The sequence below is a fragment of the Vibrio sp. KUL78 genome, assembly GCF_059725505.1.
The window spans coordinates 987,835-1,012,891 of sequence record NZ_AP045838.1 but is presented as its reverse complement, the minus strand read 5'-3'; the positions used below and the strand labels follow the sequence as shown (position 1 = coordinate 1,012,891).

Below are 25,057 nucleotides of genomic sequence, written 5' to 3'. Positions count from 1 at the left end.
AGGGCTTCAGGAAATAATCAGCTTTGGCTAAGTACCAAAGCACGACTTAAAATACTGGAGTCCTTATTATGTTCTGTATTCAATGCGAGCAAACTATTCAAACCCCTGTCTCTAAGGGGTGTTCATATACACAAGGTATGTGTGGCAAAACGTCAGAAGTCTCCGACCTACAAGACGTATTAGTGTATACCCTGCAGGGTGTTTCATTCTGGGCTGACCAAGGTCGTAAATTTGGTATTGTTGACCAAGAAATTGACCAGTGGGCGCCGAGAGCCTTCTTCTCGACACTAACTAACGTTAACTTCGACCCAGAGCGCATCATCGAGCTCTCTAATCTAGCAGCACAATATAAAACTCGCCTTCAGCAGCAAGTACAAGCAGCATCTCTGGTCAAAGGTATTGCCATCGATGAGCTATCTCCTGCGGCGAAATTTGAGCTACCAACAACAAAAGAAGCACTACTAGAGTTTGCCCCTACCGCGGCAGTAAACCGTGGTCATGACAGCCTGCACGAGGATGTGATTGGTCTGCGCTTACTTTGCCTATATGGGCTAAAAGGCGCGGCGGCATACCTTGAGCACGCGCGCGTGTTGTCTCAGACTGACGAAGCTGTGTATGGTGAATATCATCAAATCATGGCTTGGCTAGGCACTGACCCCGTTGACCTTGAGCCACTGCTTAATACCTCAATGCAGATTGGTTCGATGAACTACAAAATCATGGAGATGCTCGATAAAGGTGAAACTGACACCTTCGGTCATCCTGAGCCAACGCAGGTGAATGTAAAGACCGTTAAAGGTAAGTGTATCCTTGTGTCTGGTCATGACCTGCATGATTTAGAAAAGATCCTTCAGCAAACCGAAGGCTTGGGCATTAATGTCTACACAAATGGTGAGATGCTGCCTGCTCACGCTTATCCTGAGCTGAAAAAATACCCACACCTTGTTGGCAACTATGGTAGCGCTTGGCAAAACCAGCAGAAGGAGTTCGCTAACTTCCCAGGTGCGATTGTGATGACCTCCAACTGCCTGCTCAACCCGAATGTCGGCCAATACGCTGACCGCTTGTTCACGCGTAGTATCGTAGGTTGGCCGGGTGTTGCTCACATTGAAGGTGATGATTTCAAACAAGTGATCGACTGCGCGCTAGCTCTAGATGGCTTCCAGCATGACGAAATCGAGCACATGATCACGGTTGGTTTTGGTCGTAATGCGTTGATGCAAGCAGCTCCAGCAGTAGTAGAGCAAGTGAAAGCGGGCGCGATTAAGCACTTCTTCCTAGTCGGCGGTTGTGATGGCGACAAATCTGAGCGCAGCTATTACACAGACTTTACTGCTCAGGCGCCAGAAGACAGCGTTATTTTGACTTTGGCCTGTGGTAAATTCCGCTTCAATAAAAATCAGTTTGGCGACATCAACGGCATCCCGCGTCTGTTGGATGTTGGTCAATGTAATGATGCTTATTCAGCAATCCAACTCGCGCTTGCTCTCGCAAACGAGTTCGATTGTGATATCAACGAACTGCCTCTAACACTGGTGCTTTCTTGGTTCGAGCAAAAGGCGATCGTGATTCTACTGACCTTGTTAGCACTGGGTGTGAAAGGTATTTACACCGGTCCAACAGCGCCTGCATTCCTAACCGATAACCTAATGGGCATTCTGCAAGATAAGTTCGACATGCGCGGTATTACAACCGTGGAAGAGGACTTAAAAACGATTCTGGCAGCGTAAACGTAGGTGACGGAAATGACGCCTCTAGGCGTCATTTCTTTATTAGGAGAAGCAAAATGGCATGGTCCGATTCAGAGACAATTCAACTAACCTGCACCAAGAAATGGTTTGAGACACCAGACTCGGTGTCATTCGAGCTATCGAGTGACTCTGAGCAAGATTCGTTCGACTTCAAGGCAGGACAGTTTTCTTCACTTGGTTTTGATATCGATGGAAACAAGACGTTTCGCGCCTATTCGATCAGCTCAGTACCAGGTGAACAACGTCTTAAGTTTACTGTTAAGCGTGTCCCTAACGGTTTGGTCTCTAACCACATTGTTGACAACCTAGCGGTGGGAAATAAGGTAGATGCGCAAGCACCGGTTGGGCAGTTTAATAATGTCGATTGTGTTCCGAAACAGAAAGTGCTGATGCTGAGTGCTGGCTGCGGTGTGACACCTATTATGTCGATGGTTGATCAGTGGCTTGAGCAAGATGCAAATATTGATATTGAGTTCTTTCACCTCGCTAAGAGTAAGCAAGACGCCATCTATTTTGACAGGCTTGTTGAGCTAAACCGCTCGGTGGATCATTTTAATCTCAACATGCTGCTTGAAGACAATGCTGGGACGACCTTTCCACAAGGCATGATAAGCCTCGACTGGATTAATAAGTTGGTGGCGGATTTTCGAGATCGTACCGTCTATTTGTGTGGCCCTACAGGCTTCATGGAAGCGGTCAAGTCAGCCCTCGAAGAAGCGCAATTTGATATGTCCCAGTTCCATCAAGAAAGTTTTACTCCTACCCAGTTGAATGCTGAGGTGGGAGAAAGCGTGATAAAAGTCGCAGTGCCAGATTTTGGTATGGAGCTGGAAGCTGATGAAGGTAGCTTGCTGATCGATGCGCTCGAGAAAGGTGGAGTGCCTGTCATCGCTGCGTGCCGAAGTGGCATCTGTGGTTCGTGCAAGTGCAAAGTGAAGGTTGGTCAGGTTGAGTCTACAAGCTTTGAAACCTTGTCAGATGAAGATAGAGCGAATGGCTATGTGTTGGCATGTTCGAGTACTATCAAGTCCGATGTAGAGGTTAGCCTTAACTAATAGCTGTCGAAGATTGACTAAAAAGGCGCGTGTTCAGCGCCTTTTTTGTCACTGCGTTTAAACGAGAAATATTGGGCTATCGGAAGTTAAACAGCTCAGAGTGGAACATGGAAGCGTCAAGTTTTAGTGTTTTGAGCTGTGCTAGCAGGGCATCTTTAAACCCTACAGGACCACAAAACCAGATGCTGCGCTCCGCCAAGTCAGGGTGTTTTTGGTGTATCTGCTCGATAGACAAAAACGGTTTAAGTCTATTATCGATGACATGAAACTCGACGTTTGCTTTGGCAGCCGCGATCTCCATCTCCTCGATCAAGGCTTTTGATGGTGCTTGGGTACAATAGTAGAACACGACGTTGTCATTAGACTGCAATGTCGCGAGCTCCTCTAGACGCGCCTTAAATGCCGCGCAGCCTATGCCACCCGCAATCCATATCTGTTTTCGGTTGTCGTTGAAATCAAATCGACCATAAGGTCCTTCCACTTCGACTTGTTGACCTACGGACACTCGGTTCTGAATGTCGGAGGTAAAGTCTCCTAATGCTTTGACCAAAAAGCCCACTTGCTGATTTCCCTTATCGAACGACGCGATAGTGAAAGGATGAGGCTCTTCATCACCAAGTTTTATAAACGCAAATTGACCGGATTGATGCCCTTTCCAAGATGGAAGTTGTGCCATCACCTCAGTCGTCGAGTTTTCTTCGTTGAAATGGACGTCGACGATCGAACCTACGTGCTTGCGGCTGTTTCCAATCTTTCCTAATAAGCTCCACAACGCGGCGATAACGCCCGCTAAAACGATAACAACAGTAATTGGTGTTATCGCATTATCCCAATACGCGTGTTTCAACAATACAAGTGAGTGGTAGCCAATGACGACGAACGCAATGGCCATCAACTTGTGCGTCCATTTAAACACCTTGTATTTTACTGGAGTAAACAGCGCTAATAACGTAAGAGCAATAAACAGATACAGCATCCATTCTCCCATGGCTTCAGCGCTGCCGCGAAGTGGTTGAATCACAGCATAAAGTGAGTCTGGGTTGATCGAGGCCGGTGAACCGCGTTGCGGACGCTCCATATAGCCAGCGCTAACGAGCTGTTTCGGCACAATAGCTAAAAGCCAGTGCACTGCACCTATGATGACGCCATATATCGCTGTCCACTTGTGTAGACGATATGATTTATCTAACCCTCGAGTAAGATTTTCAAGGACGGGAAGTCGCAGTGCCAGCAACATGGTAAGGGTCAGAAGCAATACTGAAACGATTCCAGTGAGTTGTAGTAATGCGCTTCGCCACGGCATAAAGCTCTCATTGTCTAGCAATGAGGGCTCGGCTTGAAACCAGATAAAGGTCACCACCAACACGAGGGCGAGCACCATAGAATAGAGTTTTTTCATAATAACGCTCCTGTTGAGCTTTAACTCTACGCCATGCTATGTAAGGCAACGTCATGCTAGGTAAATGAATGTAAATGCTTGAGCTAGGTTGGCTTTAGCGAGGTTTAATCACTATTCATCTCATCTCTAGGTTAGGATTAAACAATATAAGCTAAAGTGCATATTAAAATGAAAAAACTGCTGTCTATTCAAAGCCTAATAATTATGTTCTGTTTGTCATTAACTCTGATTCCGGTGTTCTACAAAGTTGATAAACCAGGTATGAGGTTGCCAGAGTGTTCGATGGGAGAGCTTGTCGAAACGCCGATTTTTTTCTTTGTGTCGAAAACCGTGATTGAGAACTATGGTCTAGAAGAGGTCACGACTGAGATTGAGCGTTCCGTGAGAAAAAGTAACGTCATCATGAAAAACTCTTGCATACCGATGAAGCGAAGCGTAGCTGAGGTTTCAGTGGTGGATTTTAGTGGTAGAGCTCTGTTTGATATCGACAAGATTAGGGAAGATTTAGCTGAACTGATTGGAGAAGAAAAACATCGATACATTGAATCTTCCCCGAATCATTTTTATGGTGTCATCCTAGCGGTCGACGATGGCTATTTTGAGGAATACACCATTGGCACGACCAACCCTGATGTAAATAGCCAGTTCTTTTTGTTGTCTGAACACGCTGACGAGTACACGCTAGAGCATGAATTAGGGCATTTATCTTGGGCTTGGCACGATGACCGTTCTTGGTTCAAGGTACTGGATGAAACCTTAGAAAAGCATACTTCAGACATGAACAAAGATCGGTTGAAGCCCTATGCTCGAGGGTTTCAGTGTGGTGGTGCGGGAACCATAATGAGTTATGAGTCCGAGCTGCTTTCAATCTACTCCAGTCCTGAGATTACCAACAATGGCAGAGCCTGTGGTGATCCTTTACACGCAGATAACGCCCGCCAGCTTAGGGAGTTTGCAGAAGCACTGCGGTTTAAACTGCAAGCTATTCAGGTATCAACGGAAAGCTCATCCTAGTTAATACAACAAGCGCGATGACAATGCAGTAGAGCGCAATCAAAGACAGTACTGCGTTTGTAGGGTGAAGTTTTACGAACCAAAGCCTGATGTAAAACAGAGCGACCGAAGCACCCAGTAAAAAGACGAGCTCAACAAGATTGCCCAAGCTTTGTGCGCCAATTCCTGACGTCGCAAGCAGTGACCATGTAGCGAATACGCTAAGCGGTAGAAATGCGTCCCCTAAGCTCAACTGACCTCTCTGGTAGGCGCGAACCCCGCCAGGAAAAGCGATTAAGTAATATAGGCTTAGAAAGAAAGTGAAGAAAACGACCAACGCGACTCCCCCAAAAAGTGGACTCATCAATTATTGCACGGGCGTGCAGTTATATCCGTGGAGAACTGTCGTAGGTTTGTATGGAATTTGAACTGTGGGGTTGGGAAATGTACAGAAGAAGTGATGAATGTCTGTAAACGGCACTCATCACTTTAATTTGTCTACGCGATTACACGAGTGGAGCAAGTGCCTCCAATGCTGACGCGCGATTCTCTGCTGCTGGCTCATCACCCATGTTGAGTGCTTCAGCGTATACGAACTCAACATCAGTCATGCCAAGGAAGCCAAGAATCGTTGCAAGGTAATCATGCATACTGTCGCGAGGCGTGTCTTTGTGAATGCCGCCACGAGTGGTGACTACAACAACCTTTTTGTCTTTGATAAGACCAACCGGACCTGTCTCTGTGTACTTAAATGTCACACCAGCACGAGCAATGAGATCGAAGTAGTTTTTTAGCTGCGTAGGGATCATAAAGTTGTACATCGGTGCAGCGATGACCACTTTTTCAGCGTTCTGAAGCTCTGCGATTAGTTCGTCAGACAGCTTAACAATTGCTTTAAGCTCATCGCTAAGGTCGTCGCTCGTGCTTCGTAATGCGGTTGCTACTGCCATATCCAAAACAGGAACAGGCTCCGCTGCGAGATCGCGAATAGTAACGTTGGATTTACCTTCAATCGCTTGCTCAATAATCTGGTTAGATTGTGAGTAGTCGCCAAGAATGCTCGATTTCAAAACAAGTGTATTAGACATGGGGTTATCCTCTTTCATGAAAGCATTGCTCGCTTTCCTATCAATGTGCTCAGTTTAGATGTGAGATAGAGAACTGATAAGCCGCTTTGATTGAGTATCTAGTTCGAAAAAATTGAACAAGAAAATAACCACACAAAAAGTGGCATTATTAATGCAGCAACTTACAAAGAATCTTTGAACTTACCATATCTATCAGGAGTATCTTATGGCGAAATGGTTTCCAATTCTTACGGTGATGTCTTTGTTGGTAGCGCTAATTGTTGGTGTTGCAGTGTATTTTACTGGCATGCAAGTGATTGTAAATACAGCACTTGAATGGAAAAATAGCTGGTTTGTTATTGCTGTTCAGTCGGCATGGTTCTTCTCTTGTCTCTTTGCTGCTATCTATGGTTTAGAGCTTCTTTTTGCTAAGGCGAAGTTGCACTTTACTAGTGCTGCATGACCTAATATTGGGCATTGGCTTAACGGGACCATCGCAGTCGCTAATGCCTACATCGTGATGTAACAGTGCATAATCTGCTATAAGTCGACAGTGTGAAAGTGTGGCTCTACCGCGAGCGTGACGAGTCTAAAAATCAATGTTGCGAGTGATTTTGTAGTCGATTAGATATGTTGCAATAACACCGACAAAGCAATCAATTTACCTCACATACTATAATACCTGCCTAGGGATTCTACCCTGTAAACTCCAGCATCTATCGAGTCGTGGCAAGCACGTTAGAAGAACAAAAGTTGCAAAGCCAGCTTACGCAAGCTGTCCAAATTCGTCCCAAAAATCCACTAGTTGTAGAAAAAATCTTCGAAGAAGCGAAACGGATGATTAGAAAGTGTAACGAACAATAAATCACCACTCGTTAACTCTTCTTATTACCTAAGAAAAAAAACATTTGTAGGATTTGATCCATCAAAAGCGAGGGTGGAACCTAAAAATACCTTGATTATGATGGGCTTCATGCACGGTTGCAGGTTTTGGAGGTATAGGCATGCTTGAAATACATCTACTGAAGCAGTTCAAACAGGGATTGATTAACGAGTTTATGAGCGCCGGAGTAACGGAAGACGAATCACATATGGTCATGTCGCATTTTGGCGACACGTACTTAACGCGAGTTATGGCAACGCTCGAAAAAGCCTACGCAGGAAGACGACTCAAATGCTTGTTAGCTTGCGAACTATTGTCCGCAAGAATGAGCAAACATTTTCGGGGTGTTAATCAAAATGCAGAGTTTGATTTTTTCAACGTCAGCTTAGAGCTACGCATGAAAGCGCTTGAAATCAGCCCGCGCGTATTCGACACAGGCTACGTTCTACAACAATTTAAGTAGGAGCAAGACCATGAAACGACGAATTAACAATGAGGATTATCACGCGATTCAAGCCAACATCGAGCAAATCGAGTCGGTTCAAATAAACATCAAAGAGTTGATCGATGGCATCAATGAGCGTATTTCGACGATGCTCCAAGAGTCAACAATCGGCGGTTGCACACTTGGTGAGCTCATCGACCAAGAGAAAAAGGAGACAGAATCTCTTCACGAGAAGCTAGAGCATATCGCGGGCGAAAATGAAGACTACTTGTTAGAGCGTTCGGAGAAATGGCACGAGTCAGAGAACTGCGATTTATACAACGAGTGGCTAGAAGAATGGCTCGATACACAAATCGATCTAGACAACCGAGAAGTGATCTACAGCGTCGACGGTAATGGTCTAGAGAACATCTTCGAATTAGAAATCGAAGCACTAATTCCTGACGAAATCGAACTACCAGATCAATCGCCGGAGGGTAACTAGAGCCATGAAGATAGCAGCTACTATCGCCATAACTTTGTTCGCGAGTCTAGTTTTTAGCGTTATCGCTGACCGAACTGTCTCACATGTAGAGCAGACTAAACGAGAACACATCAGGGACGACAAGAAAGACGCACGTTTCATAATTGCATGTGAGCACAAACTAGGGGTGTTAGAAGAAGTTGGCATCGATGCGAATGTGCACGTTTGGAGTCAAAGCATGATCCGTTGCATCGATAATCTTTGGGTCTATCCAGAGAAGCGCAACCGCTACTTTGAACGCATGGAATACATGGAGTCGCGCCAATTCAGACTACAGAAGATGATTTACAACATTCTAAGGTAAGCAAAACGAACGGAGTCTAATCATGGAAGGACTAGAGAAGTTAGTAAAACCAAAGAAAAAGCCACAAGGCGGCAAGCACAGAACCCCACAGAATCCGAGGGCGCTAGCCGAGCCACCGAAGCCAGAAATTGAACCAGAGTTCGAACACGTGTCCGTCGAGGACGAATCCGAACTAAGGAAATTTTCAGACCTTCGTCGATTTAAAGCACTGGTTGGAAAGCAACTATCGAAGCCATATAAGAAGCGACTAGAGTCGACCTTCACGGCGAAGATTGAGTCCAAAATTAGACACCGTTCTAAACGACGAAATAAATCAAATCTTCCGAACAAAGAACCTGGAGAGGAGAAAAATAATTCATTGAATTATTTGGAAAAGATGCAAAACCTAACCAAGCTGCAGCAAAAAGTAGGTATCTTGACAGATGTTATAGCGGTATCGCGCAACGTAAACGAAGAAATACTTTTCAGCAACGAACTCGATCAATACTACAGACTGAAGCAGTCCACGCCAGACGCTAAGGGATGGGAAATCGATGAAAAAGCGGGAATCGCTTATTTAGATATCATCAGCTTCGTACCAGAGACAGCGAGCACCTCGACAGCAGTCAACCGAGATTACACAAAGGAAGAGTGGATCGAGCTAACCGACCACTACAAAGCGAACCTTAAGACATTGCATTTTAGGTATTACCGATTATGTGCAGCGCATAATGTGACGAGAAGAGGCACAGAGAGGATCATCAAGGAAGTGCAAGAGCTAGCAGCCAAGAAAGAAAACAGCACGTGGAAGATTATCGCTGCCGGATTTTTTGGTTTCATAGCCGCTGGATTCATGTTCGCCTAATTGAAAGGGAGCCCTCAAATAGTTCTTAAAACTGCTTTGAACACATTTGACGACTATCTAGAATTGTTTAGCCGATGGGCGAACATTTTTGAAGAGCTAGCCGTCAGCAACACCCGCTAAACATTTGGAATGCGAGTGAGCTTTGGCCGGTAAGCTAACAGAGTTAAAGCTTTTTGATCATATTAACTTCTCATCGTTCGACTGAGCTAAACGCATTTTGATGTAATCGAGAAACAGCTTGGTCCGAGTGTGTTCGTAATCTAGTTTTGGATAGTAGGCATAGACAGTCGAGTCCATTGCTTGAATTTCGGGCAGAACGCGTATCAATGCGCCGGACTTAACGTCTTCTTTGATCATTACATCGTTACTAATCAGCACACCCATACCATTTTTAGCTGCATAGAAGAGGGCTTCTGGGTTAGTCGTCGCGAAGTTTCCTGAGAGCATGATTCGTTGGTTTTTCGATATTTTGTATTCGCGCTGTGGACGTTCTCCCCAAATAAGAATGTTGTGCTGTTTAAGCTCTTCGACGGTTTGTGGTGCGCCAAACTCTTCTATGTAAGAGGGGGCGGCGTAAAAGCCAATTCTTTGCTCAAAGAGAGCCGTTTGCCTCATACTCAGTGAGTTGAGCGTCTCTAACTCACGACTTATAAATACGTCGAGATTACTGGTTGGCAGTTCACCAGGCGCTGTGGTTGTCAATTGGATCCGTATGTCCGGGTATTGAGCTAAAAAGTCATTCAGGTATTGAACTAAGAATTTAGAGCCGACCGCTATGGTTGCGCCAATCTTAAGCAGACCTGCGGGTGTTTCGTTGACTGAGCGAGTTTCGTCAATAATTGACTGAAAGCGATCCAAAGAGTCTTTAGCGCGCTGATAAAATAGGGCGCCCGCTTCGGTTTGCGTTACGGATCTGGTGGTTCGTTTGAGAAGCTGGACGCCGATGCGGTCTTCAATCCAATGTATGCGTTTGCTGATTGCTGAGCTGGTGGTATTGAGTCGGCGAGCCGCACCATTGAAACTGCCTTCTTCTACGACACGAATGTAGGTGTTGATACATGATATCCAATCCATGAAGACCTCTTATTGTTTCCTGTTAGGACGTATTCTGTTTCCTTTATAGTGTATTATCAATGATTCATACGCAATATAGAATGAGTGTATGAATAAAAAACACAATAAATCCTTCAACAAAACCCCTATGTTGCTCGCAATGATGATCATTGCAACGGGCCAAGTCGGCGTGAGTATTTACTTGCCTTCGCTGCCTCTTATTAGCGAGTCCTTATCCATCGGCCATGCTGATGTGCAGATGCTCGTGACACTCTTCCTGGTTGGTTTTGGCTTATCACAACTCTTTTATGGCCCGCTCTCTGACGCGATCGGCCGACGCCCTGTTTTTATCTTAGGGCAAGGTGTTTATCTGCTCGGTACAGTGCTGTGTATTGTCCTTAACGAACATTTTACCGCACTGGAGATCGGACGCTTGTTGCAAGGCTTGGGAGCGGGGAGCGCATCAGTACTTGGACGAAGTGTGCTCAGAGACAGCTATGATGGTAAGCAACTTACTAAGGCACTTTCTTACATCTCAGTTACTGCTTCAGTCATGCCAATTATCGCGCCTGTTTTCGGTGGATGGATTGCGTTTCACCTTAGTTGGGAGGCGGTGTTTGTTTTTGTATTGATTTATCTTGTCGCTATTTTTGTTTTAGGTTGGTTTATTTTACCTGAGACTCTGCCTTATCAGCCGAGACCGTTTCAACCGAGCCTAGTTATGAGCAATTACGCCAAGCTAATGGTCAACCCTCAAGTTATAGGCAGCGCGAGTTATAACTGGATAAGTTACCTTGGGGCAGTAGTGACGTTAAGCCTGTTTCCATTTCTTATGCAGCATGAGTTGGGGTTGACGGCTGCTGAATATGGCTCTGTCATGATCATCCCTTCGGCTGGATTGATGATGGGTAGTGTGTCGCTCAATATTCTCAATCGGTTCTTCTCGACCAGCTGGATCTTGTTTCTTGCAATCATCATTATGAGCTTATCTGGTCTTTGGCTGATGATGACTGAGATGACTGTCTTTAACCTATTGTTCGCATTTACTTGGCTCACGGTGGCTCAAGGACTTTCCTTTCCTATTTCTATATCGCTGCTGCTTGGGCCACATAAAGAGCAAGCCGGTGCCGTTTCTGCATTATCGGGCTCAATACAAATGGTTATTGCGGGTGTTTTTGGCGGATATTTGGTTGAACAGTGGGTAACCACACAAGATTCATTGGGGCGTTTTTATTTGATGTCCGCTCTAATCATGGTTGTCGTATTGCTGATGAGCCAAGTACGACGCTTTGGGCAAGGCGTTAGTTCTGCTAGTGATGTTGAGACGCCTTGACGCGTTAGAGAGTAAGCGGTCCTAAGTTATTCATTTGATTGACAACCCAGTGTGTTCTCTTGTTCACATAATCAGACATGGGAGTAGGCTGCATTCTGTATGGATTCGGTAGCACGACGGCAAGTTGAGCCGCTTGAATGGCAGTGAGTTCTTTTGATTGAACTCCGAAGAATTGTTGGCTCGCGGCTTCGACGCCATAAATGCCCGGTCCAAACTCGATGACGTTGAGATAAACTTCCATGATGCGCTCCTTACCCCAGATCAGCTCAAGCAGCATCGCGATATACAGTTCATATGCTTTTCGCACATAGGTTTGACTCGGAAACAAAAACACATTTTTTGCTGTCTGTTGGGTGATGGTGCTTGCGCCTCGTGATGGTCCCGATGAGCCACTTTGTGCGATAACACTAAACAGCGCTTGAAAATCGACACCTGAATGAGATGGAAATTTTTGATCCTCTGAAGCGACCACAGCTTTGGGCATGTTTGGACTGATATTAGAGAACGATACCCATTGATGATAAGTCTGTTCAGGGTACCCGTTTGGGGGAGATAGGGTACGCGCTATTTTCCACCCCCAAATCGGTGGATTAACAAACTTAAAAAACAGCACTAAGAGCAATGGAACGCCGAGTAGGATACAAACCAAGTTGAGCAATAGCTTCTTTAGCATAGTTTTCATTGCCTTACGGGAGTTAAGTGCGACTCTTTAGTTTAGGGTGAAACATGGGCCGACGCAAAATACCGAGCTTGTCCGTTGAACTATTAAAATCCTTCATCGTCTAATGTTGTGCATATCCAATAAGTTAGTATCTTAACTAACGTTGCCTATCAAAAACAAGGAAAGCACATGTTCGTCAAAGCCTCACCTTTACTGCTTGCAGTATGTATTGCCGTTACTCCTAGCGTATTTGCTGAGGAGGCTCAACAAGATGTTAATAACGCACAAAACACCACGTCTTCAGAATCTAGCAGTAAGTATGAAGCCACTCTCAATAAGTTTAAGCAAGCAGAAGCCACGCAGCCGTTTTTTGAAAATGCGTATGGTTATGCTGTGTTTCCAACTGTCGGTAAAGGCGGGTTTGGTATCGGTGGATCTTATGGCGAAGGTCAGGTTTATCGTCAAGGTACACACGTTGGCGATTCGACATTAGCGCAGCTTAGTATCGGTTTGCAGTTGGGCGCTCAGGCCTATAGCGAAATCATCTTCTTCGAAAGCAAAGCGGATTACTACGCCTTTACGAGCGGTAGCTTTGAATTTGGTGCGCAAGCATCAGCGGTGGCTCTGACACTTGGAGCGAGCGCACAAGCTGGCTCAACAGGTGCTGGAGCACAAGCGGGTGATAAGCAGAGTAAAGCGACCTACATCAATGGTATGGCTGTGTTTACTATGACCAAAGGGGGTCTGATGTACGAAGCATCGATCGGTGGTCAGGGCTTCTCATTTGCCCCAAATAACAACTACGACGCGGAATAGTTGAATAGAAATAAATGACGCCTCTAAAAGAGGCGTCATGGCTAGTTAGCGGTTAGACTCTCTGCGCCTCGCAACATGGCTTCGATCAATTCGCCGGCATTAAACTTCACCAGCGCTTCATGCGCCCCTACCTGATGGGCTCTTTCGGTACACATTTCACTTGAAAGTGAGGTGTGTAAAATACGATAAGCGTGACCAAGTGCAGGGTCATTTTGTACTTCAAAGGCGAGTTCATAGCCATCCAGCCCCGGCATCTCAATATCACTCACGAGAATATCTATCGCGTCATTTCGCGAGGCTTTTGCACGCATAAATTCAAGTGCACTGTTGCCATCTTTGCAGAGATCGAATGGAATGCTGATTTGGTTTAGCGCATCACCCAGCTGTTTTCTTGCGATGGATGAGTCGTCGACAAGCAGAATATTAAGCGCCTTTATTCTCTCGCGCTGCACGTCGGTAAGCATCGGGATCTTGGTATCGGCATATTGCGGATAGATCTTAGAAAGCAGAAGCTCTACATCAAGAAGTTGAACAATCTGATCATTAAAGCGTGTTACACCTGTGACGAATACATTTTTGCCACTGCTCTCTGGTGCAGGTTCAATAGATTTCCAATCACACTCGATGATTTTATCGATATCTCGGACCATAAACGCCACCACCGTGCGAAGGCAGTCGGTCACGACCAGATAAGTACTGTTGTATTCTTCAGGGGCGATAGGTCGGAACCCGATAGCAGCAGCCATATCGATGACTGGTACAGTAAGCCCACGTATGCTGACCGTCCCCACAACATGCTGGTGCGAATACGGGATTTGCGTGGTCGGCAGAAAAGGCACAATTTCACGCACCTTGAGCGTACCAATGGCAAAACGCTGCTTTTGCATGTTAAGGGTAAACAACAACATGCCCTGAGATTGATTAGCCTTACTGATGCTTGCTTTCATTTGAATTCTTACTCTAATCACCAATAGGTTGATTTTATAAACTTTATCGCTAAAAGTTAATGCGGCAGATCGTTAGAAAAGTTTAACTGCGTGAAAAGTAAACGTGATTTACATCTCAGTTTAGATTACACTCTGCGCCACTTATCATCCCATACTCGCGATAACACAGAGGCATACCATGGCAAGAACTGCGGCAGCACTTCACATTTTGGTAAAACACAAAGAACAAGCTGAAGATATCATTAAACAGCTTAAGAAAGGCGCGAAGTTTCAAACGCTTGCAAAAAAATACTCTACGTGTCCATCTGGCAAGAAAGGTGGTGACCTGGGTGAGTTTCGCAAAGGTCAAATGGTGCCACAGTTTGATAAGGTGTGCTTTTCGGGTGAAACGCTTGTTCCTCATTTGGTAAAGACTAAGTTTGGCTGGCATGTTGTAAAAGTCTTATATCGCACTTAATAGAGTATTATTCCATCAAAAATTCAATAGCATACGGGTTAACGCCATGAGCATGAAACAAGAACTTCAAAAACTAAATAACCGCCTCGACAAGTGTAAGTACAAGTTAGATGGAGCGAAATCTCGTGGCGACAATGAGTTGATCTCACGCTTTACGGATGAGATTGATAAAATCACCAAAAAGATCGCTCAAATGAAACACAAGCAGAGCTATGACATGAACAAAGAGCGCAAAAGCTTGCTCGACATGCCATTTTCTCGTGAAATTACCAAAGCTGAGCAGGCTGATATGGGTAAACTGAAAAAGTCAGTAAAAGGCTTAGTTGTGGTTCACCCAATGACTAAAATTGGCAAAGAGCTGAAGCTGAAGGTAATGACTGGCTACGCTCCTAAGCCATTCTAATCATTATCTCTTTTTCAAAGGCGCACTAGTTAGCTAGTGCGCCTTTTTTGTATCTGACAGAGTTGGTATTTAGGTCCAGTTATGTCGATACATGCTGTGACACGGCTCACGGCTTAGGAAGCTGGAGATTTAACTATTTCGTAACTGGTGTGACAAAATGTTTCTTATGCAGGTAGAAATATATTTATATTTCATAGTGTTATGAAGATAACTTTAGAGATACTCTAAAATATCATCTTAAATTTTTATCTACGCCTACTTTCTAATACAAGAGAAAGCGGTCGGGGGATGAGCCCTACGTTTCCCCAGTCACTATAATTTGTCTTTATTGACGTAATTCCAAATAACAAAGGCGATTCAAATGTCTAACACTACCACTAGTCAGAGTAACGTGATTCTTCATGCGTTCGATTGGCCATATGCATTGGTAACTGAGCGAGCTCAGGAAATCAAAGCTTGTGGGTACAAGACAGTGCTGGTCTCACCGCCAATGAAGTCATATCGAAGCGAGAAAGAGGTCCTCTGGTGGCAGCTTTACCAGCCGCAAGACTATCGTGTTATCGATAACAAGCTAGGTAACACCGAAGACTTCAAAGCCATGATGGATGCCCTCAACGAACTCGGCTTATGGGTTTATATTGATGTGGTCTTTAATCATATGGCGAATGAATCGAGTCAAAGGCTCGACCTTCAGTATCCTAGTGCTCAAGATATGGCGAACTATCAAGAGCATTCGACTTACTTTGAGCAGCAGAGGCTGTTTGGCGATCTAAGCAAGCCACTTTTTACTGAAGAAGATTTTGTTGAAGCGTTTGGTATTGAAAACTGGAAGGATCGCTGGGAAGTTCAAAATGGTCGTCTTACTGGTGGTCCAGAGGATCCAGGTTTACCAACACTCAGAACAAGCGATCACGTGATTGCGCAGCAGCAAGCTTACTTGCTAGCTATGAAAGACCTTGGCGTACGTGGCTATCGTATCGATGCCGCCAAGCATTTGACGCTAGAGCACATCAAAAAGGTGTTCACCAAAGATATTACTGAGGGTATGCACGTATTCGGTGAGATCATTACCGACGGCGGCGCGACGGAAGAAGAGTACGAGCTATTCCTTCAGCCGTATCTAGAAGAAACGCGCCTTGCTGCTTACGACTTCCCGTTGTTTAAGACTATTTTTGACGCCTTTTCATCGAAAGAAGGCAGTCTCACATCCTTGATCGACCCATACTGTTTTGGTCAGGCGTTAACACATGAGCGCTCTATCACGTTTGTAACTACCCATGATATTCCAAACAATGATGTGTTTAGCAACATGGTTATGGAAGAGTCGGATGAATGGCTGGCATATGTTTATATTTTGACTCGCGGGGAAGGGGTTCCGCTGATTTACAGTGACCTCGATCCGAGTGGGATCAAAAATGCGAAAGGTTTACCAAGATGGGTCGATAGCTGGAAAGATCCTAAACTGGCGAAGCTTATTCATTTTTACAATACAGTACACGAATCAAGTGCTGAGGTGATTGAAGCAAACGAAGATCTTCTCGCTTTCCGTCGCGGCGATAATGGTGTAGTCGTCATCAATAAATCATCGCGCAGCAAAGTGATCGCACTGAATGAATCTAAGACACTGACGTCCATTTTCTCTGGTGCAGTCGTTGAAGCTGGTGGTGCACTGCACATTGAGCCTATGAGTGCTGAAGTGCTAACTATCGCTTGAGAAGTGAAAAGATATTGATTGAGGAAGCCCCTGCTGGATAGTAGGGGCTTTTTTGATTTTGGGTTAAGCTAGAGCAACGAGTTTGGTTACCAGTTTTTCGATACCACTTGCCGCGTCTGAAATGCTATTAGCGAGCATATAAGCAGGCGTCGACAATACGTTGTTGTCTTCATCGAACACAATATCGTCGACTGGACAATCAACATGTTGGCCACCTAGGCCATTAAAGCCAGCTGCGGTACCATCATCATTACCTATCGTGCCTTTTACTGACTCTGGGTAGACCATTGGGATGATGACAGGCGCGATACAGAGATACCCTGCAGGTTTATTCGCATCCTTGAATGCACGACATGCAGCGGCAACGTCAGCGTTGATTGAGCACTCTGCACCGTTGATAGCAAAGTCTGTTAGGTTTTTGGCAGCCCCAAAGCCACCAGGCACAAGTAGAGCATCAAAGTCATCGACATTGAGCTTTGCGACATCTTCGATATTGCCTCTTGCTATTCGCGCTGCTTCAACAAGGACATTTCGTGACTCTTCCGTTGCTTCCCCTGTTAGGTGATTCACCACGTGGAGCTGCTCAACATTTGGCGCGAAGCAGTGCCAAGTGGCACCTGCTTTTTCTACAGCGTGAAGCGCAAGTACGGACTCATGAATTTCCGCACCGTCAAATACGCCAGATCCGCTGAGAATTACTGCTATCTTTTTCATAAACCAATGACCTCTGTTGACTGTTTTTTATCAATAATAGTTTATCTAACAGAAGGTTGGAGCTACTTGTTTCTTTTCTGTGCTCTATCAAGCAAAAGTATATCAACCAGCGTCCTTCTATCGAATAGAGGCGTGTTGCAAAGAACCCGCATCGACGGTTTTGGTTGCTGCCATCGTAGAGTCCAGTACCGCTGCCATTTCTTCGAAGTACGGGTTAAAGGTTAGCCGAGCGTGCACTTTCCCTGGCTCTTGATACCCATAAGACGAATACCACATCTCTTCGCCTCTCAGACACGCATTGTAGCCTTCTTCAGATTGACCATTGTCGCAAATTGCCACAGTTCCTTTGGTGCCGTAATAGGGGTTGTTTGGGTGGAATAGCATGCCCATATGAGAGCCATTTGACACGCGATACTTCGGAAGTTTCATCGACTGTTGGATAACTCGCTTGCCACTGGGGGCTGATTCTCCTTGCCAAATCAATCGATTGGCTGGGTTTGGAAATTGACGGTTGAACCATTCAACGGCTGCGGCTGTATCGACAACACTGTCACCCTCACTGAGTACCATTACGGTTGGCTTACTGAAGTCATGAGCAGCGAGCTTGTTTTGTACTTCGCTCACGGTGTCGTAATAGACAGCAGCACCATTCATAGGTAGCGAGTTGTATCGAAGCATATTGTCTTCAGGGTCTTGGTCAGCCCATTGCATGAACAGGCATGCAAAACCTGCGTACTTAACGGCAGTTGACGTTGGCTGGAAAGCCGGAGAAAACAGCAAGAGTCCAGAAACACGATCATCTTCAAGTGCTCTGGAGGTGACTAGATTTGCGCCGGTGGAGTAACCACCAAGCCAAACCGTTGGGTAATCTTCTAATAGTAAGTCGGTATGATGGTCTACGACGCCTCGCCAGTCTTCAAAACTTGGTAGGATAAGATCGCCCACTTTGCTGCCGTGGCCAGGTAATAAAATGGCTCTGACTAAATAGCCTTGATCAGCGAGATGCTGTGCGATGTCGTGAAAAGAGTAGGGGGAGTCGCCCAAACCATGCACGAGTAGAACGGCCTCACCGTTAGGTTTGTTGGGAGTGACCTCAAAAGGGCTGTTCAAAGCCACTTCCAGTTGATGATCGTCAGACTTATAGGCTCTATTTTCGGCGAGCCATTGCTGCGTCGCGGTCACGTAACCTTGATAGCTATCTTGTTGATAACTAGGTAGTGACGTTGAATGCGTAAATGAAGGGTTTTCGTTTTTGGTTGAACAGCCAAAGATGCCTGCTGTAACAAATGCAGCAAGATAGAACGCTAACGCCACCACCTTTCGTTTGTGGCGTGATCGCTTCTCTCGTTTAGATTCATTTGGACGATACTTCTTCATATTCACCCTCTATCGTATTTCCTTGTGCTGAGTGACCTTGAGCCTGACGCTGACGAGCGAATTCTTTATCTAACTGCTTTTTTATACGGTTGCCCGTGATGTATGCAGCAATCGCCATTGGAATCGCCATGATTAGGCTGAACATCATTGCAACAAAACCGATAAACAGTGCGCTGATTGTTAGGAGTGCTTGTTTCATAATGACCTCTCTGTAAAAACCGAATGTAAGAATGGATGAGTCTTTATGGCATCTCTCCTTGATATCGAAATAATACGACAGAGAATATGAACCAAACATGAACGCCCAGTCAGATTGGTGTTCATGTTTGTTAGGAGGAGGGAAATTTTTTAGGAGAGCTTTAATCGCCTAGCGGCTGACGATCACTGCCCGTACGATGAGTATCCAGAGCCAACTTCAATCGGCGTAGGCGGTCGCGAGAACGGCGCTTGTGATTCACGGCAAGTTCCATGGCTAGCACGTCAACAAGAGCCAACATAGCGTATCGAGATGCAGAGGGTTTGTAGATAAAGTCGGTCTCTTTATGAACGATAGGTAACACGATGTCGCTCAAGTCAGCCAGTGGTGAACCTGAAGGGGTAATGGCAATGATAGGAACCCCATATTGCTTCGCGGTTTCTGCAGTTTCGACCACGATTGGAGTGTGACCTGTCGCTGAGATGACCACCATAACGTCGTTGGCATCTGCCGTCGCTGCCACCATTCGGGTTAACAGACCGTCATTGTACGATACGACCGGGTATCCAAGGCGAAACAAACGATGTTGCAGCTCTTGTGAGGTGATGGTTGAGCCTCCGCCAACGCCGATAGCAATTATCTGCCTTGCCGAATGTAGCAATTCCACGGCTTTGCTGACGTCTGCTTCGTTTATCAATGCGCGGTTGATGTCTAGAGCTTGTTTGATCGACTCATAAATACCTTGGTGTCCAGTTTGAACTGGGGGCTCAATGATGAAGCGTTGACCCACTGCAAGTGATTGAGCGAGCTTGATTTTCAGGTCTCGTACGTTTTTGCATCCCACTGCTTTGGCGAAACGGGTAATAGTTGCTTCACTGACGCTTGCTTGTTCTGCAAGCTCGGTAATACTTGCGTTAGCGGCTCCGCTCACATCGTCGGTGATCAGGTCTGCCACCTTCTTTTCTGCGTCACGAAGCGCACTGTAGCGCTCCGTGATCTGAGAAATAATGTCTACTTCTACGCTCAAAATGTTCCCTCTAGAATGCCGTCTCGACCCAATGGTCTACGTTATGTTGGTCGTCACTGATGGCAATGTACCGCCACTTATCAAACGTCAGGCAAGGATGTGACGTTGAAAAGGCAATCATATCACCAACTTGGAGATCGCAGTCTTCTGGAATGGATAAAAATGTGTGTTGATCCATCACATCTGTCGCTACAAGGTCTTTGATATTGAGTGCTTCGCCATTGCGATAGATGCGCTCTGGGATGGGTAAGCCTGCGTCGAATGCTACATCCCGCTTTCCTAGCCCAATAATCGCCTTGGTAGCTTCTGGGCGTGATATAACATAAGCCCAGACCTCTAAAGCTGAGGAAAGATCGCCCCCTAGCTCACAGGCAAATCCTTGGTTTTTCTCAGCGCGTTGCATCACTTTGTGCTGCGCATCGAGGTAGATACCTGTGTCGTGAATAACATAGCAACCCGGTCTTAAAATAGCGTCAACGTTAGCGAGGTGAGCAAACTCTTCGGCAACGACATCATACCAAGCCGAACCAGCACCTGTGACAATTGGCTTAGTGGGGAGTAGCTTATCAGCGACTAAGCTGGCCGCCAGTCCAAGCGTGTTGGAGAGAAACTGACGTACACGAGCCTCTTCGTCTCCGCCATGAATAACGCCCTCATAGACCTCAATTCCAACCAGTTCAACGTGCGATAGCGTTGCAATAAGCTGCGCAAGTGCGGTGACTTCTTCTACGGTGCGGCAGCCACAACGCCCCCCCTCAACCCCATACTCGATCAGCACTTCAATCGTGTGATCCGTTTGCTCAAAGTAGTGTTGCAGCTGCTCAACGTTTTGTTTTGAATCGACACAAACCATTACCCTAGCGCCTGTATCACGCTTAATTCTGTGGATCAAAGCCATGTTAGCTTTGCCGACTAACTGGTTCGCCATCATGATGTTAGCAATACCGCTGTGAGCGGCGACCTCAACTTGTGGGGCGCTTGCTACCGTAATGCCCCAAGCGCCATGTTGTTGTTGCTGACGAAAAAACTCGGGCGTCATAGTGGTTTTTCCGTGAGGGCAAAGCTTCACGCCATGATGGTTAGCAAACTTCTGCATCCACTCCATATTGTTCGTCAAATGACTGCGTTTGATGACTGCCGCCGGCAGGCTGATGTCTTCATTGATTAAACTATAACTCTGCTTTTTTTCTTCACTACACGCTAAGCCTTTGTGACCGATTGCATAATCAAGTTCTTGTTTTTTGTGATTGTTTCTATCTTTTGTGAATGGGTTCTTCATTTTTCGTCTCGCACTAACATGGGATAACTTATTGATATTTAATGGTTGTTGTTTTCTATTATATTTATCATGTTAGAAACTATCAAACTTTGATTGTTGTTTTGTGTAATTTGTCACTGAGTTTTGTCAGGTTAATTTCTAACATACCTCTTATGGAAAGCGCGAAGATAAGAGAGAAGGTCATGTTGTTCGACATCATTATAAAAAACGTAGAAATCGTCGATGGCACCAATGGACCTGCCTACCATGCAGACCTAGCAATTAAGCAAGATCGTATTGCAAAAATCGGTGATCTTGCAGGCTCAAAAGCGGGTTTGGTGATTGATGGGCAAGGGCAGGTATTAAGCCCAGGGTTCATTGATGTTCATACGCACGATGACACTAACGTTATTCGCTATCCAGATTGCTTGCCGAAAATTAGTCAAGGGGGTGACGACGGTTATCGTCGGTAACTGTGGGATCAGTGCCTCGCCTGCGACGCTTCAAGTTGCACCACCTGATCCAATGAACCTACTAGGGAAACAAGAAGATTTTAAGTATCCAACGTTTGCAGAGTATGCCAAGGCGGTCGAAGCTGTGCAGCCGGCGGTGAATGTTGCGGCGTTGATTGGGCATACCACTCTTCGCAATAACGTGATGGATGAACTACTTCGTGAGGCGACCGAGGACGAGTTGCAATCAATGAGAAGCACGCTGAGTCAGGCGATGGCAGAGGGCGCGTTGGGCTTGAGCTCTGGTCTGGCTTACGCCAGTGCGAAGCAAGCGACGGCGAGTGAAGTGATGCGTTTGGCTGAGGTACTTGCTGATTTTGGTGGTATCTATACCACGCACATGCGCACTGAATTTGAGGCTATCTTAAATGCGATGGAAGAGGCCTTTGAAACTGGCAAACATGCTCGTGTTCCTGTGGTGATCTCGCATCTGAAATGTGCTGGAGCGGGTAACTGGGGCAGAACTGTCGAGGTGCTCGATCTGCTCGAAAAGACGGCAGAGCATCAAGATGTTTCATGCGATTGCTACCCATATTCGGCAAGCTCTTCAACTCTGGACCTTAAACAGGTTACTGACGACTTCGATATCTTTATTACATGGTCGGAATCTAAACCTGAGTTTGCAGGTCAGCTTCTCGCTGACATTGCCAAGCAAATGGAATTGCCTTTGATGGACGCTGCTAAAACTCTCCAACCAGCGGGAGCCGTATATCACTGCATGGATGAGCAAGATGTGGAGCGAGTACTTAAACACAGGCTTACTATGGTTGGATCTGACGGACTGCCGAACGATCCACATCCTCACCCGAGACTGTGGGGCACCTTCCCTAAAGTATTGAAACATTACTGTCGAGATCGCGAGTTATTTCCACTCGAGGAAGCGGTTTATAAAATGACGGGAATGTCAGCGCAACGCTATAACCTATCCGATCGGGGAATAATCAAAGAAGGGGCATTCGCCGATCTGGTTTTATTTAATAAACATAATGTTCGTGATACTGCGACATTTGAAACCCCTATTTCTGTAGCAGACGGAATAGAGTGTGTATTAGTTAACGGAAATATTAGCTATCAAAATAAATTAGTCGCCAAAGAAAGATTCGGTCGATTTATATATCGTGATGGAATTAATTGCTCTTGAATTATACAAATTCAAGAAATGTAAAACTTAAATAAGACGTAACAAAACTGGAGTAAACAATGACAATTAAACGCTATGGTGTAGAAGGTGGTGTCGGTACAGGTGGACAACATTTACCATTCGCTCGAGCAACAGAGGCTGGTGGCTTTCTTTACGTGTCGGGCCAAACACCAATGACAGATGGCGAAGTTGTGGAAGGCGGTATTGTTGACCAATCACGCCTGGCTATCCAGAACTGTGTCGATATTATGGAAGAAGCGGGCTACGGTCTAGAAGATGTTGTGCACGTTAAAGTGGTACTGACAGATTCTCGTTATTTCCAATCATTTAATAAAGTATTCAAAGAGTTCTTTGGTGCAAATCCACCAGCACGAATCTGCATGGTTTGTGACCTAGTGGTGGATGTAAAAGTAGAAGTCGACGTGACTTGCTATCGCGAAGATCGTCGATAAATATAAAGTCGTATCTACACGCAACTTAATAATGGGCATTTTGCGATGCCCTTATCAATAAAAATAATAATGACATTGTGATTACATTGTGTAGTTACGTTTCGAGATTAAATAACGTAAAACGATAGGCAGTATATAAGTTGCTTATCTCTCTGGAGGTGTTCAATGAACAGTACACTATTCTTATCCGGATTCGGGATATATGTGTGTTTTCTTATTTGGCTTGGTTGGTATGTATCGCGCAACCAAAAGTCAGGTGAAGATTTTCTACTTGGTGGGCGCGGCTTACCACTGTTTTTGGTACTAGGTACCACGGTAGCGACCATGGTGGGTACTGGCTCAAGTATGGGCGCAGTAGGTTTTGGTTACGCTAACGGTTGGGCTGGTGCACTCTATGGCATTGGTGGCGCTCTTGGTATTTTGCTACTCGCACTCTGGTTTGCCCCTGTTCGTCGACTCAATTTTATGACCATGAGTGAAGAGTTGTCCTACTATGTCGGTGCAAACCGCGTGGTGAAAAATCTGGTCGGTATTCTTATCTTTATTGCCTCTATTGGTTGGCTAGGCGCCCACATCTTGGGTGGCGGTATGTATCTGGCTTGGATTGCAGACATTGATCTTAATGTTGCGAAAGTCATTATTGCTGCCGCGTTTACGATTTACGTTGTCATTGGCGGTTACACCGCCGTGGTGTGGACTGACACAATTCAAGCCGTCATTCTTTTTGTTGGTTTCATCTTGATGGCAGTACTATCGGTGCAGCACATTGGTGGTCTTGATAACCTTTACGCCGCGATGGACCCAGCAGCGACCAGCTTTCTAGCAATTGAAAAACTCGGTCTGATTCCAGCTATCTCATTAGCCGTTGTGGTTGGTGTAGGTGTCTTGGCGACGCCTTCATTCCGTCAGCGTATTTATTCAGGTAAAAACGTATCGACCATCCGCCGTTCATTTGTGTTGTCTGGTGTATTGTACCTGTTCTTCTCAATCATCCCTGCGGTTATTGGTATGGCGGCGCATGCGATTGACCCTAATCTAGATAATGCTAATTTCGCGTTCCCATACATTGCAGCAACGGTACTACCAGTTGGTATTGGCATGATCGTTCTGATTGCAGGTTTGTCGGCAACTATGTCGAGCGCGAGCTCTGATGCGATTGCCGGTGTGTCTATCCTATTGCGTGACGTGTATGTCATGTTTACAGGCCGCGTTCCAAATAAAGAATCGATGATGAACTACTCAAGGCTAGCGCTTATCGTCGTGATTGGTTTTGCTCTACTGTTTGCACTGACGTCAAACGACATTATCGGCTACATCACGAAGATGATCTCAACGGTGATGTCAGGCATGTTCGTGTGCGGAATGTTGGGTCGCTTCTGGAAGCGCTACACGTGGCAGGGTGCGATTGCGACGCTTGTTGGTGCATCGGCGGCTTCATTCGCAGTTATTCTCAGCCCAAGCCTAACAGCATTCTGGGGTAACCCAGTCATCCCATCTGTTGCAGTCGCGACTCTTGCGGGTGTAGCAGTAAGCTTGTTCACGCCAAGAAATATGGTATCCCCAGAGGAAGCTCAAGCCATCTTAGACGCAGAACGTGCACAGATGGAGCAAGGTGGTGAGTCCAACAAGGACACCACGACTTCAACGCCAATTACAGAGTAATCACTCTCTTAGTCAGGGTGTAGCATACGAACACCCTGACGCTACCGAATTAGTCTGAATTTTGTTTTCT

The 25,057-nt window shown here is 45.7% G+C and carries 26 protein-coding genes and 1 pseudogene; 16 read left to right on the top strand and 11 right to left on the bottom strand.

All coding sequences use genetic code 11. The features are described 5' to 3' along the window. The first annotated feature begins 68 nt into the window (after positions 1-68). Both hcp and AC6I8Y_RS21160 read left to right on the top strand, forming a co-directional pair. Positions 69-1,730, top strand: coding sequence for a hydroxylamine reductase (hcp, locus tag AC6I8Y_RS21165; RefSeq protein ID WP_498023033.1), 1,662 nt, complete (start codon positions 69-71; stop codon positions 1,728-1,730). Between the two features lie 56 nt (positions 1,731-1,786). Beyond that, entirely contained in the window at positions 1,787-2,806 is a 1,020-nt protein-coding gene (locus AC6I8Y_RS21160; protein ID WP_498023031.1) for an FAD-binding oxidoreductase, read from the top strand. Between the two features lie 76 nt (positions 2,807-2,882). Here the strand turns inward: AC6I8Y_RS21160 and AC6I8Y_RS21155 are convergent, their stop codons facing one another. Then, positions 2,883-4,205: a ferredoxin reductase family protein gene (locus AC6I8Y_RS21155; protein WP_498023029.1), complete on the bottom strand. Its 1,323-nt coding sequence runs from the start codon at positions 4,203-4,205 to the stop codon at positions 2,883-2,885. 168 nt (positions 4,206-4,373) lie between these two features. Here AC6I8Y_RS21155 and AC6I8Y_RS21150 point away from each other — a divergent pair, with 168 nt between their 5' ends. Further along, positions 4,374-5,219 carry a hypothetical protein gene (locus AC6I8Y_RS21150; protein ID WP_498023028.1) on the top strand — a complete coding sequence of 282 codons (846 nt, stop codon included), beginning with the start codon at positions 4,374-4,376 and terminating at the stop codon, positions 5,217-5,219. Here the strand turns inward: AC6I8Y_RS21150 and AC6I8Y_RS21145 are convergent. Together AC6I8Y_RS21145 and AC6I8Y_RS21140 are read right to left on the bottom strand one after the other, a co-directional pair. After that, on the bottom strand, positions 5,188-5,562 hold the full coding sequence (locus AC6I8Y_RS21145; RefSeq protein WP_498023026.1) for a hypothetical protein: 375 nt from the start codon (positions 5,560-5,562) through the stop codon (positions 5,188-5,190). The two genes, AC6I8Y_RS21150 and AC6I8Y_RS21145, sit on opposite strands and share 32 nt — an antisense overlap. A gap of 142 nt (positions 5,563-5,704) precedes the next feature. Next, the gene (locus AC6I8Y_RS21140; RefSeq protein ID WP_394149267.1) at positions 5,705-6,286 is read right to left on the bottom strand and encodes an FMN-dependent NADH-azoreductase; all 582 of its coding nucleotides are present in this window, start codon (positions 6,284-6,286) and stop codon (positions 5,705-5,707) included. 205 nt (positions 6,287-6,491) lie between these two features. Between AC6I8Y_RS21140 and AC6I8Y_RS21135 the strand changes: the two genes are divergently transcribed. The 5 genes from AC6I8Y_RS21135 (at position 6,492) to AC6I8Y_RS21115 (ending at position 9,264) form a co-directional block, all read left to right on the top strand. After that, positions 6,492-6,728, top strand: coding sequence for a hypothetical protein (locus tag AC6I8Y_RS21135; protein WP_128649424.1), 237 nt, complete (start codon positions 6,492-6,494; stop codon positions 6,726-6,728). 541 nt (positions 6,729-7,269) lie between these two features. Further along, the gene (locus AC6I8Y_RS21130; RefSeq protein WP_498023025.1) at positions 7,270-7,611 is read left to right on the top strand and encodes a hypothetical protein; all 342 of its coding nucleotides are present in this window, start codon (positions 7,270-7,272) and stop codon (positions 7,609-7,611) included. Between the two features lie 10 nt (positions 7,612-7,621). Further along, entirely contained in the window at positions 7,622-8,077 is a 456-nt protein-coding gene (locus tag AC6I8Y_RS21125) for a hypothetical protein (RefSeq protein ID WP_498023024.1), read from the top strand. Between the two features lie 4 nt (positions 8,078-8,081). Next, entirely contained in the window at positions 8,082-8,420 is a 339-nt protein-coding gene (locus AC6I8Y_RS21120) for a hypothetical protein (RefSeq protein ID WP_498023023.1), read from the top strand. A gap of 22 nt (positions 8,421-8,442) precedes the next feature. Next, entirely contained in the window at positions 8,443-9,264 is an 822-nt protein-coding gene (locus tag AC6I8Y_RS21115; protein ID WP_498023022.1) for a hypothetical protein, read from the top strand. Between the two features lie 177 nt (positions 9,265-9,441). Here the strand turns inward: AC6I8Y_RS21115 and AC6I8Y_RS21110 are convergent, their stop codons facing one another. Then, complete coding sequence (locus tag AC6I8Y_RS21110; protein ID WP_498023021.1) at positions 9,442-10,338, bottom strand: LysR family transcriptional regulator; 897 nt, start codon at positions 10,336-10,338, stop codon at positions 9,442-9,444. A gap of 88 nt (positions 10,339-10,426) precedes the next feature. On the opposite strand from AC6I8Y_RS21110, the gene AC6I8Y_RS21105 reads away from it, so the two are divergent. Continuing rightward, positions 10,427-11,650, top strand: a complete 1,224-nt coding sequence (locus AC6I8Y_RS21105; RefSeq protein ID WP_498023020.1) for a multidrug effflux MFS transporter — start codon at positions 10,427-10,429, stop codon at positions 11,648-11,650. A 4-nt stretch (positions 11,651-11,654) separates the two neighbouring features. Here AC6I8Y_RS21105 and mtgA read toward each other — a convergent pair whose 3' ends face one another. After that, positions 11,655-12,332 (bottom strand): monofunctional biosynthetic peptidoglycan transglycosylase, encoded by a 678-nt coding sequence (gene mtgA, locus AC6I8Y_RS21100; RefSeq protein ID WP_498023019.1) that lies wholly within the window; start codon positions 12,330-12,332, stop codon positions 11,655-11,657. 168 nt (positions 12,333-12,500) lie between these two features. Between mtgA and AC6I8Y_RS21095 the strand changes: the two genes are divergently transcribed. Next, positions 12,501-13,127 carry a lipid-binding SYLF domain-containing protein gene (locus tag AC6I8Y_RS21095; RefSeq protein WP_498023018.1) on the top strand — a complete coding sequence of 209 codons (627 nt, stop codon included), beginning with the start codon at positions 12,501-12,503 and terminating at the stop codon, positions 13,125-13,127. Positions 13,128-13,168: 41 nt separating this feature from the next. On the opposite strand, the gene AC6I8Y_RS21090 is transcribed toward AC6I8Y_RS21095, so the two are convergent. After that, entirely contained in the window at positions 13,169-14,074 is a 906-nt protein-coding gene (locus AC6I8Y_RS21090; RefSeq protein WP_252015434.1) for a chemotaxis protein, read from the bottom strand. 178 nt (positions 14,075-14,252) lie between these two features. Between AC6I8Y_RS21090 and ppiC the strand changes: the two genes are divergently transcribed. The 3 genes from ppiC to AC6I8Y_RS21075 all read left to right on the top strand — a co-directional run bounded on the left by ppiC (position 14,253) and on the right by AC6I8Y_RS21075 (position 16,648). Beyond that, on the top strand, positions 14,253-14,531 hold the full coding sequence (gene ppiC, locus AC6I8Y_RS21085; protein WP_004737764.1) for a peptidylprolyl isomerase PpiC: 279 nt from the start codon (positions 14,253-14,255) through the stop codon (positions 14,529-14,531). A gap of 46 nt (positions 14,532-14,577) precedes the next feature. Then, a complete protein-coding gene (locus AC6I8Y_RS21080; protein WP_042469905.1) occupies positions 14,578-14,934 on the top strand; it encodes a YibL family ribosome-associated protein in 357 nt (118 codons plus the stop codon). A gap of 361 nt (positions 14,935-15,295) precedes the next feature. Beyond that, positions 15,296-16,648, top strand: coding sequence for an alpha-amylase family protein (locus AC6I8Y_RS21075; protein WP_498023017.1), 1,353 nt, complete (start codon positions 15,296-15,298; stop codon positions 16,646-16,648). Positions 16,649-16,711: 63 nt separating this feature from the next. On the opposite strand, the gene elbB is transcribed toward AC6I8Y_RS21075, so the two are convergent. The 5 genes from elbB to AC6I8Y_RS21050 all read right to left on the bottom strand — a co-directional run bounded on the left by elbB (position 16,712) and on the right by AC6I8Y_RS21050 (position 21,241). Next, positions 16,712-17,362, bottom strand: coding sequence for an isoprenoid biosynthesis glyoxalase ElbB (gene elbB / locus AC6I8Y_RS21070; RefSeq protein ID WP_498023016.1), 651 nt, complete (start codon positions 17,360-17,362; stop codon positions 16,712-16,714). Between the two features lie 117 nt (positions 17,363-17,479). Beyond that, the gene (locus tag AC6I8Y_RS21065; RefSeq protein WP_498023014.1) at positions 17,480-18,739 is read right to left on the bottom strand and encodes an alpha/beta hydrolase; all 1,260 of its coding nucleotides are present in this window, start codon (positions 18,737-18,739) and stop codon (positions 17,480-17,482) included. Next, on the bottom strand, positions 18,717-18,938 hold the full coding sequence (locus AC6I8Y_RS21060) for a hypothetical protein (protein WP_252015425.1): 222 nt from the start codon (positions 18,936-18,938) through the stop codon (positions 18,717-18,719). Before AC6I8Y_RS21060 ends, AC6I8Y_RS21065 begins: the two co-directional genes overlap by 23 nt. Before the next feature lie 160 nt (positions 18,939-19,098). Continuing rightward, positions 19,099-19,962 carry a MurR/RpiR family transcriptional regulator gene (locus tag AC6I8Y_RS21055; RefSeq protein WP_042469910.1) on the bottom strand — a complete coding sequence of 288 codons (864 nt, stop codon included), beginning with the start codon at positions 19,960-19,962 and terminating at the stop codon, positions 19,099-19,101. A gap of 10 nt (positions 19,963-19,972) precedes the next feature. Continuing rightward, positions 19,973-21,241, bottom strand: a complete 1,269-nt coding sequence (locus AC6I8Y_RS21050) for an amino acid deaminase (RefSeq protein WP_498023012.1) — start codon at positions 21,239-21,241, stop codon at positions 19,973-19,975. A gap of 182 nt (positions 21,242-21,423) precedes the next feature. On the opposite strand from AC6I8Y_RS21050, the pseudogene AC6I8Y_RS21045 reads away from it, so the two are divergent. The 3 genes and pseudogenes from AC6I8Y_RS21045 to AC6I8Y_RS21035 all read left to right on the top strand — a co-directional run bounded on the left by AC6I8Y_RS21045 (position 21,424) and on the right by AC6I8Y_RS21035 (position 24,987). Then, positions 21,424-22,873, top strand: a pseudogene (locus AC6I8Y_RS21045) (N-acyl-D-amino-acid deacylase family protein). Between the two features lie 59 nt (positions 22,874-22,932). Beyond that, positions 22,933-23,325, top strand: a complete 393-nt coding sequence (locus tag AC6I8Y_RS21040; RefSeq protein ID WP_006069083.1) for a RidA family protein — start codon at positions 22,933-22,935, stop codon at positions 23,323-23,325. Positions 23,326-23,490: 165 nt separating this feature from the next. Beyond that, the gene (locus AC6I8Y_RS21035; RefSeq protein ID WP_498023010.1) at positions 23,491-24,987 is read left to right on the top strand and encodes a sodium:solute symporter family protein; all 1,497 of its coding nucleotides are present in this window, start codon (positions 23,491-23,493) and stop codon (positions 24,985-24,987) included. The last annotated feature ends 70 nt before the right edge of the window (positions 24,988-25,057 follow it).